Source organism: Lysobacter korlensis, assembly GCF_042434515.1.
Genome location: NZ_JBHLTG010000017.1, coordinates 1 through 12,154 on the forward strand (window position 1 = coordinate 1; position 12,154 = coordinate 12,154).

Genomic DNA, 12,154 nt, shown 5'->3' on the forward strand with positions numbered 1-12,154 from the left:
GCATAAGGTTCTGGGCGGCTAGGGTCACGCGCTTACGGCCCTAACAATTCGTCCAAGCCGACGCCGCTTCGCGGCGCGGCTTAACTCAGGTGTTAGGTGCGATTGACTGTCCTCCGCGACACCACATCAGTTGGGCCAAGCCACTGCGCAACCGCGTGCCCGGTAACGTATTCGTCATGCGCTTTTACGACGACTCACGACAGAACAGGATCAACCTCTTCGAGAGTAAGCAGCCCGAGGGCATTGTCGCGGTGAGGGTCGGGCTGTTGGAGCTCGACCAGCGTTGCGCGCCTCGCCCGGTGCGTACCCAAGTGCTGATTGACCAGCCGGGGTGAGCCCCTGGGATCGGACACGTTTTAGCTACGTTAGCCATATATCGCCGGACCTAACCGCCGCACGGAACTCGGGCGGCCATGCGCAGTCCAACCGCGCTCTTCCATTGCAGGATGCACCTATGGGCAGGTCCGGTTGCGCGTACGCGCGTTGCCTCACGCTTCTCGTCTCCACGTCGCTGCTCTTGCTGACCTTCTCGGGGCATACGAGCGAGCGCGACCTGCAGGCCGTCGAGCGGCAGGTCGTACGTGATGTTTGCGATCGTGACCTTGTACTCCTCGGAGAATTGCCCGGACACGGTGAGGCGGTCGGATTCGCCCTCAAGGCACGTATCGTCCAACGGCTGGTGGAACGCTGCGGATTCGACGCGGTGTTATTCGAAGCCGGTGATTACGACTTCATCGGCTTCGAGCAGGCCGTGGCCCGTGGGGACGCGAAGGCGGCCCGACTTGACAATGCGATCGGAGGGTTCTGGTCGAACGTGGAGCTTGCGGGTTTCCGGAGCTGGCTGTTCGATCAGGCGGTCCGGCGTCGCCTGGTGGTGGGCGGGATCGACGACCAGCCTGGCGCGACCTCGCGGCATGCGAGCGCGGTGATGCCGGCCCTGGTTGCAGCACAACTGCCGGCTACGGATGCCGCCACGTGCCAGCAGGCGGTCGCGCGCAATCTCGACTGGACCTATGACAAAACGCATCGCTTCGACGCACCCGAGCGTGAGCGGCTGCAGGTCTGCGCGCGGCAGGCATTGGCCCGTTACGCCGACAACGATGCCTCGTCCGACCGCCTGATGGTGGAAAGCCTGTTCCACTACTTCAGCCGGCAGAACCGCTCGCCCGAAGGGCGTGAACGTGATCGCTCGATGCACCGCATCCTGGACTGGTACCGTGAGCGGCTGCCCAAAGGCAGCAAGGTCGTTGTTTGGACCGCCACCTCGCATGCGGCACGTGAACAGGGTGCACTGCCGTGGAAGCCGCTCGGCGCGCTGCTTGCCGGTGCAGGCGAGACCGACATGGCGACCATCGGATTCACCGCGCTTTCTGGCGAGTCGGGGCGGCGTGGCTCCAAGCGTGCGCGGTTGCCCGAGCTGCCCGACGACGCGCTCGAAGCGCGTGCGCTGACGTCAGGCGCGCAAGCGCGGTATCTCAACAACCAGGCACTGCGGGCCCATGACGGCAGAACGTCGCGCCTGTTTGGAAAAGCACAGGTTGATCGATGGTCGAGGCATTTCGATGGCGTAGTTGTGGTGCGCGAGGAACGTGCCCCGACCTTCCCCGACGCCACGGAGCCGCCGAAGTAGCGCTGCCGGCTGCTGGCCTGCGGTACACAGGACGTCGCTGTCTAGACCTTACGCCGTATCGTGGAGCTAGCGCCTGAGCAGTCAGGTCTACTCAGGACCCCGGCGAACAAGACAGCCGATCGATCTCCGCCGCCTGGCGGGACCGAATCCTGATGTCAAAAGTGTGTCTCAATGGGACGAGGGCGCGTTACCACGGTCCGGTCCGGCGAATCCCACGCAGCCAACAAGCTCGATGATGCTGTAGTTATTGACGCCGAGCGGCCGCCCCAGGAACTCGATCTCTACAGGAAGCCGAAGTCCTGCTGTTGAAGATGAAGCAGCGAGGTCCAACAATTCGTCCAAGCGGACGCCGCTTCGCGGCCCGGCTCAATCAGGTACTGCTCCCATGGATGCCCTATCCGGTCAACGTTGGAAGAAGGCGCTTACGGTGTTGTTTGCCGTGCTCGCCGCCGTGCGATTTTTCGATTTCTCCAGGACGCACGATGCGCCCGACTTACTGGCAGCGATCGGCCTGTCACTACTCGCGGTTTCTTCCGGCCTGGAGCTTGCAGCGATCTCGCGCGGGAACACAAGCGGTACTTCCACCCGGACGACCCTGCCGCGCTATCTGGGCTATGCGGGCGGAGCTCTGGTGGTCGTCGCGATCATTTCCCGGGTCATCCGATGACCGCACACGACGTGGCCGGTCCGAAGGAAGGTCGGGGCTCGGCTTGATCCTCAGTCCGACTCCGTAGGCAATGGACAGGCGGCTCGAATCGAAGAGCAAGTTCCTCAGCCTGGTGCTTCGGCACGAGCCGGGGCGGATCGGCCTGGAGCTCGACTCCGCGGGCTGGGCGGACCTGGATGATCTCGTGCGGCTCGCCAACGCGCACGGGAGGGGCCTGACCCGTGCGCTGGTTGAAGAGATCGTGGCGACGAATGACAAGCGTCGCTTTGCCATTGACCCGTCGGGCACGCGGATCCGGGCGAATCAGGGACACTCTGTCGCGGTGGACCTGGGCCTTGTTCCGGCGGAGCCTCCCGAAGTGCTGTTCCACGGCACCGCGACACGATTCTTGCCGCTGATCCGCGCGACCGGGCTTTCGCCCCGCTCGCGGCAGCACGTGCACCTGTCGGCCAATCGCGCCACTGCCCTTGCGGTCGGACGCCGTCACGGCACGCCTGCCGTGCTTGTTGTGCACGCCGCGGACATGCACCGTGATGGTCACGCGTTTTTCTGCTCCGCCAACGGGGTCTGGCTGACCGGTGTGGTGCTGCCCCTCTACCTGGATTTCCCGCACGACGCCTGATTGCGGCACCAGGCCCGCCGCGCCCCTTCACGAAGGGCGGTGCGCGAAGCCAACGGAGAACGAGCCGCGCCATCTCCAGGTGCAGGGGCAACACGTTCGACGCCCGCTCCACCGGCTCGGCTCATGAGTCCGGCATGCACTGCAATCGGACAAAGGGACTGATGACGACTCGAGGCCGGCCACGTTTGCTGGCGAGGTTCGTCTCCGGCATGGTTCCGCGGCAGCGCTGGGTCGCCCTCACATGAGCTGGTTTCTGAAGGCGCTCATGCGGATTCGATCATCCATTCCGGCCCCCTCTGGCCGCGCAGTGACAAACGGTGATATCTAGAAGCCGGCAGATCAACTGCAACGGGACGGCTCTGCGCTGCCCGCCCGAACGGTAGGCCCCAAGGAGGGAGTCGTGTCAGAGCTGGTCAATCCGTTCTGGCTGGCCATATTGGGCGCGACGGCCGCATGGAGCGCGCTGTTCTCGCTCTCGAACCGCCCGCACATCCGGGGCTGGCGAAATCTGGGGCTCCTCGCCGGTTACCTCGCCGGGGTCGCCATGTTCATCGTGCTGCCCTGGCGCGAGTCGTTGTCGACGTGGGCCGTGCCCGGTGTGCTCGGTGGCGTGCTGTACTTCGCATACGAGCTGGTTTCCTATCTGCATACGACGCCACGCGAGCCCAATGCGCGCCCACGACCCGCCGCGCTTGTTCATGGGCTTTTTCTGTGGCCGGTCATGTTGCCCGAAGCAGTCGAGTGCCTACTCGCGGAGCTGGGCATCCTGAGAGCCCAGGTACGGCCGGTGGCTGACCCTTGACCGTCTCGGTCCCGCTGCGTGAAGCGGCTGCTTGCCTGATCGTTCCGGCGATGCGTGCCGTAGCGTCCCGGAACCCGGGTCTGCATCCGCACGGACTCACGACTAGCTCGCTGCCCTGGCTGGCCGTCCCTGACCGGTGGCGGCCCGGGGTACTGCAAGTTGCCGCAGGCCACCTGTGCGGCCGGTCCGCCCTCGTTTTCGGACACGACCCCAGCGTGCCGTGCGCACTGATCGGCCTGACTATTCCGCTGCGGGGCGTGAAGACGCTGCGCCACCCGCCGTTGCCGCCTCCGCCACACGGCGCGGCCTGAACCACGCGAGTGCACACAGATGGGGACACGCTTCTGGATACGCCGCTATCTGACCGTGTTCGCCGCAGCGTTCGTCGTCATTGCGGCATCGCATCTGGCCCGAGGGCGACCCGCCAGCCAGGCCGCCACGGAGGCCCTGCTGTGGGCCTTCCTGACAGCCGCGGTGTTCACGGGCGCCCGCCTTTACCAGTCGCGCCGCGGGCAGCATTGCGCACTGTGCCGTGACACGCCGGAGCCCCGGAACTAGATCGACCGCCGGCGGAGTCATGCACCTTGTCGGCCAAAAAGCCGCGGCGCAGCAGGCGCGTCAGCGGCGCAGCACGCGCTCGAGCACCGCCATCCGCACGGCGACGCCGTTCGCCACCTGGCGGAGGATCAGCGACTGCGGGCCATCCGCGACCTCGTCGGTGATCTCGACGCCGCGATTGATCGGCCCCGGATGCAGCACGACCGCATCATTCGCAGCACGGCGCAGGCGTGACTGCGTAAGCCCGTAGTCGCGGTGGTACTCATCGAGCGAGCTGATCAGCCCCTCCTCCATGCGCTCGCGCTGAAGGCGCAGCATCATGACCGCATCGACGCCTTCGAGCGCGGCATCGAGGTCATGCGAAACGATGCAGCCATCCAGCGTGTGGTCCTGCGGCAGCAGTGACTGCGGTCCGCAGACACGGATCTCGATGCCCTGCCCGCCTTCGGTCGCACCGAGCGTGCGCAATGCATGCAGGTCCGAGCGCGCGACGCGCGAGTGGCGCACGTCGCCGACGATCAGCACCTTCAGCCGGCTGAAATCGCCGCCCTTCGCCTGGCGCAGCGTCAGCATGTCCAGCAGGCCCTGCGTCGGATGCGCGCTGCGGCCGTCGCCCGCATTGATCAGCGCGGTGCCGGGCTCGGCCGACTCGGCGAGCGCCGCGACCGCCCCGTCGTCCTGGTGGCGCACGACGAAACCGCTCATGCCCATCGCTTCGAGGTTCCTCAATGTGTCTCGCGCGGTCTCGCCCTTACGCGCGGACGAGGTCGAGACGTCGAAGTTCAGCACGTCCGCGCCAAGGCGCTGCGCGGCCAGCTGGAAGCTCATGCGGGTGCGCGTGGACGGCTCGAAGAACAGCGTGCACACCGCAGTTCCGGCGAGCGCGGCGCGGTCGACGTGTCCGTCCGCGAACTGTTGCGCGCGGTCGAGCAGTTCGATCAGTTGCGCGCGTGGCAGGCCATCCAGCGTCAGCAGGTGTTGCATTCGTTCGGTTCCGTTCGTCTGGGTCATGCCGCGGGCAATGCGGCGAGGTCGATCGCATCGTCGGGCGAGGCAAGCCAGCGCTCGACGATAACCGCGGCGGCCACGGCATCGAGCGCGGCGGCATCGCGGCGGCGCTTGCGGCCTTCGGCACGATCGTTCGCGAAACGCTGGGCGGCTTCGATCGAGCTGGCGCGCTCGTCGATCAGCACGACCGGCAACTGGTAGCGCGCATGCAGCGCGCGGGCGAACGCGTGGGCGCGCTGACGGGCCGGCTGGTCGCCGCCTTCGAGCGTGAGCGGATCGCCCACGACGAGGCCCGCCGGGCGCCACTCACGCTGCACCTTGTCGAGCGCGTTCCAGTTCGGCTGGTCGTTATGGACATCGATCACCGCGATCGCGCGTGCGCCGTTGCCGAACGCGCTGCCGACCGCGACGCCGATGCGGCGCGAACCGACGTCGAAGCCCAGCACCGTGCCGTCGCGCCGGATACCGCCCGCGCCCGCCTCCGCGCCGCTCATGCGTGGCCGCTGTAGTCGGCCAGGAACGCGAAATCGACGCCGATGCGTCCCGCCGCGGCCTGCCAGCGCGCATCCAGCGGCGTCGCGAACAGCAGCTCGGCGTCCGACGGCGCCATCAGCCAGCTGTTCTCGGTGAGTTCGTGCTCGAGCTGGCCCGTGCCCCAGCCTGCGCAACCGAGCGCGACGATCGCGTGCTCGGGGCCTTCGCCACGTGCCATCGATTCAAGGATGTCGCGCGAGGTCGTCAGGGTAAGCGCGTCATTGATGCGCAGCGACGAGTCCCACTGCATGCCGCCGTCGTGCAGCACGAAGCCGCGCTCGGGATGCATCGGGCCGCCGGCCAGCACGATCTGCGTGCGCAGCCGCTCGTCCACGTTTTCCAGGCCCATCTGCGACAGCACCTCGCCCAGCGTGTATTCCGAGGCACGATTGACGACGATGCCCATCGCACCATCGTCGTCGTGCTGGCAGATCAGCGTGACGCTGCGCGAGAAGCGCTCGTCGGGCATCGCGGGTAGCGCGATCAGCAGCTGGCTCTTGAGCGGGGTAGGCATGATCGACATAACGGCATTCTAGCCGTCGAGCCGCGACGCGGTGTCGTCGTAGCGCGACCGCGGCACGCCCAAACCACCGCAGTTACCGGGCGCACTCTGCCTGGGACATGGCGCGCACCGTGGCCGCTCACCCAGGAATGCCCAGCTTCCGCCGCTTCGAATTCCGAAAACGCGAAAGGGGCGGTCGCCCGCCCCTTCCACATCACCTGGCCGTTGGCCGCGGATCAGCGCGCTTCGAACACCTCGACGCCCTCGAGCCCGGACGCGAGCGTCTTCGCATCGCCGCCCTGCGACAGCTTGATGCGCAGGCGCACCTCGTTCTGCGAGTCGGCGTAGCGCAGCGCGTCCTCATAGGCGATCTCGCCGGCCTGGTAGAGCTCGAACAGCGCCTGGTCGAACGTCCTCATGCCCAGGTTGGTCGACTCCTTCATGACCTCCTTGAGCTTGTGGATCTCGCCGTCGCGGATGTAGTCCTGCACCAGCGGCGTGCCGAGCAGGATCTCCATCGCGACGCGGCGGCCCTTCCCGTCCGGCGTCGGCACGAGCTGCTGCGCGACCACGCCCTTGAGGTTCAGCGACAGGTCCATCAGCAGCTGGTGGCGGCGGTCTTCCGGGAAGAAGTTGAGGATGCGGTCCATCGCCTGGTTCGCGTTGTTCGCGTGAAGCGTGCACAGCACCAGGTGGCCGGTTTCGGCGAACGCGATCGCGTGGTCCATGCCTTCGCGCGTGCGCACCTCGCCGATCATGATCACGTCAGGCGCCTGGCGCAGCGTGTTCTTCAGTGCCGCTTCCCAGCTCTCGGTGTCGATGCCGACCTCGCGCTGCGTGATGATGCAGCCCTCGTGCTTGTGCACGAATTCGATCGGGTCTTCGATCGTGATGATGTGGCCGGTGGAGTTCTGGTTGCGGTAGCCGATCATCGCCGCGAGCGAGGTCGACTTACCGGTGCCGGTCGCACCGACAAAGATGATGATGCCGCGCTTGGTCATCGCCAGCGACTTGAGCACCGGCGGCAGCTGCAGCTCGTCGAGCGTGGGGATCTTGCTCTCGATGCGGCGCAGCACCATGCCGACCTGGTTGCGCTGGTAGAAGCACGACACGCGGAAGCGGCCGACGCCGGCAAGGCCGATCGCGAAGTTGCACTCGTGCGTCTTCTCGAACTCCTCGCGCTGCGGCGGGGTCATGACGTTGAGCACGAGGTCGCGCGACTGCTGCGGGGTCAGCGGGGTCTGCGTGACCGGGGAGATCTTGCCGTGGACCTTCATCGACGGCGGCATGCCGGCGGTGATGAACAGGTCCGACGCCTTCTGCTGCGCCATCAGCTTGAGGAACGAGGTGAAATCGATGCCGCTGCCGGCCGGGGTGGTGCTCATGGGGGATGCTCCTGGGAGCGGATTTCGAGGTTCGGAACAGGACGCTCCCGGCGACCACGCGGGCAGTGCGTGGCAGGTGGAAGCGGGACCCGGGCAGCGGATGCGCCCGGATCAGGTCATGCAGGTCAATCGAACAGGCGCTTGTCCTTCGCGTACTCGCGCGCCTGCGGCTTGAGGATCAGGCCACGCTTGACCAGGTCCTGCAGGTGCTGGTCGAGCGTCATCATTCCGTAGTTCTGGCCGGTCTGGATCGCCGAGTACATCTGCGCGACCTTGTCCTCGCGAATGAGGTTACGGATCGCCGGAATGCCGGTCATGATTTCCCAGGCCGCGGTGCGTCCGCCGCCGACCTTCTTGAGCAGCGCCTGCGAGATCACTGCGCGCAGCGATTCGGACAGCATCGAGCGGACCATCGGCTTTTCGCCCGACGGGAACACGTCGATGATTCGGTCGATGGTCTTCGCGGCTGACGATGTATGCAGCGTGCCGAACACGAGGTGGCCGGTTTCCGCGGCGGTCAGTGCAAGGCGGATCGTTTCAAGGTCGCGCAACTCGCCGACCAGGATGTAGTCCGGGTCCTCACGCAGCGCCGAGCGCAACGCCTCGTTGAAGCCGTGCGTGTCGCGGTGCACTTCGCGCTGGTTGATCAGGCACTTTTGCGAGGTGTGCACGAACTCGATCGGATCCTCGACCGAGAGGATGTGGCCGTACTCGTTCTTGTTGATGTGGTCGATCATCGCCGCGAGCGTGGTCGACTTGCCCGAGCCGGTCGGCCCGGTCACCAGGATCAGGCCCTGCGGCTGGTTGATGAGCTCGCGGAAGATCGGCGGGCAGCCGAGCATCTCGAGCGTCAGCACTTCGGACGGAATCGTGCGGAACACCGCGCCGGCGCCGCGGTTCTGGTTGAAGGCGTTGACGCGGAAGCGCGCGAGGCCCGGGATCTCGAACGAGAAGTCGACCTCGAGGAATTCCTCATAATCGCGGCGCTGCTTGTCCGACATGATGTCGTAGACGAGCGAGTGGACCTGCTTGTGGTCCAGTGCCGGGATGTTGATGCGGCGCACGTCGCCATCGACGCGGATCATCGGCGGCAGACCGGCCGAGAGGTGAAGGTCAGAGGCTTTGTTCTTGACCGAGAACGCCAACAGTTCGGCGATATCCATGAGCGTGCTCCCCGCACTGCTGCGAAGCTGAATGTGGAACTGAACGACCCCTGCGCGGCAGTATATCCACCTGCCCGCGCCGTCTTTCCGGCGCGCCAACACAGGATTTGCCCGTGCCGACCGCCGCCTTCGACGAGGTTCTGGACCGTCTAGATACCGCAGCGCGGCAGGCGCGTCAGCCGCGACCGCGCCTGCTGGCGGTATCCAAGTTCCAACCTGCGACTGCGGTCGCACAACTGGCCGCCGCCGGCCAGCGCGCGTTCGGCGAAAACTACGTGCAGGAGGCCGCGGCCAAGCGCGAGGCGCTCGCCGGGCTGGACCTGGAGTGGCACCTGATCGGCCACCTGCAGACGAACAAGGCACGCGACGCGGCGGCGCTGTTCGACTGGGTGCAGACGGTCGACCGAATCCGAGTAGTCGAGGCTCTCGCCCGCCACCGGCCGACCCACCTGCCGCCGCTGCAGGTGCTGGTGCAGGTCAATATCGATGACGAGGCGAGCAAGCACGGCTGCCGACCCGACGATGTCGCCGGCCTTGCCGAAGCGATGGCCGGGCACGAGCGCCTCGCGCTGCGCGGGTTGATGGTGATCCCGACTCCACACGCCGACCCCGAGCAGCGTCGCCCTGCGTTTCGCCGCACGCGCGAGCTGTTCGAAGCGTTGCGCCGGCATCACCCGCAGGCCGATACGCTTTCGATGGGCATGAGCGATGACTGTGCGGTCGCGATTGCCGAGGGCGCGACGATGGTTCGCATCGGCACCGCGCTGTTCGGTGCAAGGCCGCCCAAGTCCGATGCCGACGCCGGCATGCCGGGCTCCGGCTGACCGTCGACGCGCGCCCTCCGCTATACCCGCCCCGTTCCATCCCTTCCCGCTGCGATACCGGCCCGATGACAGAACCGACCCCTTCAGGCTCCACCGACACGATCGCATTCATCGGCGGCGGCAACATGGCCCGCAGCCTGATCGGGGGCCTGGTCGCGCGCGGACACGACCCTGGCCGCATCCGGGTTGCCGAGCCGGTTGAATCGCTGCGCGCCGCGCTGGCCACCGACTTCGGCGTGCAGACGTTCGAACACGCACGCGATGCCTGCGACGGCGCGACGCAGTGGCTGCTGGCGGTCAAGCCGCAGGTGATGCGGCAGGTCTGCATGGACCTGGCCCCTGTCGCGCAGGCGCAATCGCCGCTGGTGCTGTCGGTGGCCGCGGGCATCACCGCAGGCCAGCTGCAGCGGTGGCTCGGCGGCAGCCGTGAACTTGCGATCGTGCGCGCGATGCCGAACACCCCGGCTCTGCTCGGCGCCGGCGTGACCGGACTGTTCGCGAGCGCGGCGGTGGATGCGACGCAGCGCAAGGCATCGACGCAGCTGCTCGCCGCGGCCGGCACGACGGTCTGGATCGACGACGAGGCACAGATGGATGCGGTGACCGCGGTGTCCGGCAGCGGCCCCGCGTATGTGTTCCTGCTCGCCGAGGCGATGCAGCAGGCCGGCGAATCCCAGGGCCTGCCACCCCAGGCCGCGCGTGCGCTGGTGCAGCAGACGCTGCTGGGCGCCGCGACGATGCTGGCGCGGCTCGAAGATCCGGCACCCGTGCTGCGCGCGCGCGTCACCTCGCCCGGCGGCACCACGCAGGCCGCGATCGAGACGTTCGAGGCCGGCGGTTTCCAAGAACTTGTGGGCCGCGCGATCGCGGCCGCCACCCACCGCGGCCGCGAGCTGTCGGCCACCAACGACTGAGGTTTCTATGACCGGTACAACCCATGCAAGCACGACCCTGCGCAGCGCGCCGCTGCGCGCGCTGATCGCCATCGCGGTCCTGTCGATGGCGGGCTGTGGCGGTGGCGGCGAATCGCCCGCTGCAGCTGGCGGCGCGGCGCGCCCGATCTCGGCCACACCCGGCGAGTCGGTCCAAGTGCCCGGCAGCAGCCAGCAGGTCGAGACGCGCATCGGCGAGACCACGGTGTACGCCGTCGCCATGCCGACCGCGGCGATCCCGACCGAGGTCGCGGCCGAGCACGGCATCGAACGCCGCCCGGACCTCGTGATGCTGCGCGTGTCGGGCCGGCGCGGCGATGTCGGCAACCTCGTCTCGGTGCCGCTGAAGGTGCAGGCGACGTCCACCGACCTGCGCGGCCGGCAGCAGACGCTCGAGCTCAAGGAAGTGCTCGCGAACGGGCTGGTCGACTACGTCGGCACCGTCGACGCCGATATTCCCGACACGCTGCGCTTCGATATCCGCGTGACGACGCCCGAAGGCGCCACCGAGGCGATGCAGCTCATCCGCGAAGTGTCGCCGGGCACCGGGCCGGCATCCTGATCGACGCCCGCTAGCGCTACCGCGACCGACAACTCCGTCGGTCGCGTATGCCCTGCATGCCCGGCCGCAGAGCCAAGCCGTTATGCGTAGCGCTGCACCCAGGCCTCGATCACGCGCGCGATCTCGCGCACGCCGTCGGTCAGCGCCGCCGGGCCAGGCTGAAGGATCAGCGGCGACTTGATCTCGTGCAGCTCGCCGTTGCGCACCGCAGGGATCGCATCCCAGCCGGGGCGCGCCGCAACCTTTTCAGGCCGGAACTTCTTACCGCACCACGAGCCGAAGATGATATCCGGCGCGCGCGCCACCACGGGGTCGGTCGTCGCGAGGATGCGGTTCTTGGCGAGTGACTCGTTCGCGAGCTCCGGGAACACGTCATCGCCACCGGCGATACGCATCAGTTCGACCACCCACCGGATGCCGGTGATCAGCGGCTCGTCCCATTCCTCGAAGTAGACCTTCGGCCGCCTCGGCAGCAGCGCCGCGCTCGCCTGGATCTCTTCGAGGCCCTGCTGCAGCGAATCGGCGTACGCATTGGCTTTGTCGGCCGCGCCGACCAGTGCGCCGAGGCGGCGGATGTAGTCGAGGATGCCGTCGACGCTGCGGTGATTGCTGATCCAGACCTCGACGCCGTGCCGGATCAGCTCGGCTGCGATGTCGGCCTGGATGTCGGAAAAGCCGATCACGAAATCCGGCTCGAGCTTGAGGATCTCGCCGATCTTCGCGCTCGTGAATGCGCTGACCTTCGGCTTTTCCTTTCGCGCACGCGCCGGCCGTACGGTGAATCCGCTGATGCCGACGATGCGGTGCGCCTCACCGAGTGCGTACAGCGTTTCGGTGGGCTCCTCGGTCAGGCAGACGATGCGGCGCGGGCCGTAGGCCGATGCGGCCATCGCCGCGCCTGGTATCGCAGACACGTCGACCTGGCTCATCGCCTGCACTCCGGAAGTACGGGTTGCAAGGGTTGC

14 protein-coding genes are annotated in these 12,154 nt (G+C 67.2%); 8 read left to right on the forward strand and 6 right to left on the reverse strand.

Features of this window, described 5'->3' with window-relative positions; all coding sequences use genetic code 11:
- Window positions 1-176: 176 nt before the first annotated feature.
- The 5 genes from ACFFGH_RS33105 to ACFFGH_RS33125 all read left to right on the forward strand — a co-directional run bounded on the left by ACFFGH_RS33105 (window position 177) and on the right by ACFFGH_RS33125 (window position 3,721).
- On the forward strand, window positions 177-335 hold the full coding sequence (locus ACFFGH_RS33105) for a hypothetical protein (RefSeq protein WP_386676955.1): 159 nt from the start codon (window positions 177-179) through the stop codon (window positions 333-335).
- A gap of 119 nt (window positions 336-454) precedes the next feature.
- A complete protein-coding gene (locus ACFFGH_RS33110; RefSeq protein ID WP_386676957.1) occupies window positions 455-1,630 on the forward strand; it encodes an erythromycin esterase family protein in 1,176 nt (391 codons plus the stop codon).
- 385 nt (window positions 1,631-2,015) lie between these two features.
- Window positions 2,016-2,297, forward strand: coding sequence for a hypothetical protein (locus ACFFGH_RS33115; protein ID WP_386676959.1), 282 nt, complete (start codon window positions 2,016-2,018; stop codon window positions 2,295-2,297).
- 70 nt (window positions 2,298-2,367) lie between these two features.
- On the forward strand, window positions 2,368-2,919 hold the full coding sequence (locus ACFFGH_RS33120; protein WP_386676961.1) for an RNA 2'-phosphotransferase: 552 nt from the start codon (window positions 2,368-2,370) through the stop codon (window positions 2,917-2,919).
- Between the two features lie 400 nt (window positions 2,920-3,319).
- Window positions 3,320-3,721 carry a hypothetical protein gene (locus tag ACFFGH_RS33125; RefSeq protein WP_386676963.1) on the forward strand — a complete coding sequence of 134 codons (402 nt, stop codon included), beginning with the start codon at window positions 3,320-3,322 and terminating at the stop codon, window positions 3,719-3,721.
- 618 nt (window positions 3,722-4,339) lie between these two features.
- Here ACFFGH_RS33125 and ACFFGH_RS33130 read toward each other — a convergent pair.
- From ACFFGH_RS33130 to ACFFGH_RS33150, 5 genes are all read right to left on the reverse strand, one after another.
- Window positions 4,340-5,290: an aspartate carbamoyltransferase catalytic subunit gene (locus ACFFGH_RS33130; protein WP_386676965.1), complete on the reverse strand. Its 951-nt coding sequence runs from the start codon at window positions 5,288-5,290 to the stop codon at window positions 4,340-4,342.
- Window positions 5,287-5,781 (reverse strand): Holliday junction resolvase RuvX, encoded by a 495-nt coding sequence (gene ruvX / locus ACFFGH_RS33135; protein WP_386676968.1) that lies wholly within the window; start codon window positions 5,779-5,781, stop codon window positions 5,287-5,289. The genes ACFFGH_RS33130 and ruvX overlap by 4 nt, the downstream gene beginning before the upstream one ends.
- On the reverse strand, window positions 5,778-6,344 hold the full coding sequence (locus ACFFGH_RS33140; protein WP_386676970.1) for a YqgE/AlgH family protein: 567 nt from the start codon (window positions 6,342-6,344) through the stop codon (window positions 5,778-5,780). The genes ruvX and ACFFGH_RS33140 overlap by 4 nt, the downstream gene beginning before the upstream one ends.
- 215 nt (window positions 6,345-6,559) lie before the next feature.
- On the reverse strand, window positions 6,560-7,708 hold the full coding sequence (locus ACFFGH_RS33145) for a PilT/PilU family type 4a pilus ATPase (protein WP_386676972.1): 1,149 nt from the start codon (window positions 7,706-7,708) through the stop codon (window positions 6,560-6,562).
- 125 nt (window positions 7,709-7,833) lie between these two features.
- Window positions 7,834-8,871 carry a type IV pilus twitching motility protein PilT gene (locus tag ACFFGH_RS33150; RefSeq protein WP_386677082.1) on the reverse strand — a complete coding sequence of 346 codons (1,038 nt, stop codon included), beginning with the start codon at window positions 8,869-8,871 and terminating at the stop codon, window positions 7,834-7,836.
- A 113-nt stretch (window positions 8,872-8,984) separates the two neighbouring features.
- Here ACFFGH_RS33150 and ACFFGH_RS33155 point away from each other — a divergent pair, with 113 nt between their 5' ends.
- From ACFFGH_RS33155 to ACFFGH_RS33165, 3 genes are all read left to right on the forward strand, one after another.
- Entirely contained in the window at window positions 8,985-9,695 is a 711-nt protein-coding gene (locus ACFFGH_RS33155) for a YggS family pyridoxal phosphate-dependent enzyme (protein ID WP_386676974.1), read from the forward strand.
- Window positions 9,696-9,760: 65 nt separating this feature from the next.
- Window positions 9,761-10,609 carry a pyrroline-5-carboxylate reductase gene (gene proC / locus ACFFGH_RS33160; protein WP_386676977.1) on the forward strand — a complete coding sequence of 283 codons (849 nt, stop codon included), beginning with the start codon at window positions 9,761-9,763 and terminating at the stop codon, window positions 10,607-10,609.
- Between the two features lie 7 nt (window positions 10,610-10,616).
- The gene (locus tag ACFFGH_RS33165; RefSeq protein WP_386676979.1) at window positions 10,617-11,189 is read left to right on the forward strand and encodes a DUF4426 domain-containing protein; all 573 of its coding nucleotides are present in this window, start codon (window positions 10,617-10,619) and stop codon (window positions 11,187-11,189) included.
- 80 nt (window positions 11,190-11,269) lie between these two features.
- On the opposite strand, the gene ACFFGH_RS33170 is transcribed toward ACFFGH_RS33165, so the two are convergent.
- A complete protein-coding gene (locus ACFFGH_RS33170; protein ID WP_386676981.1) occupies window positions 11,270-12,118 on the reverse strand; it encodes a cobalamin-binding protein in 849 nt (282 codons plus the stop codon).
- Between the last annotated feature and the right edge of the window lie 36 nt (window positions 12,119-12,154).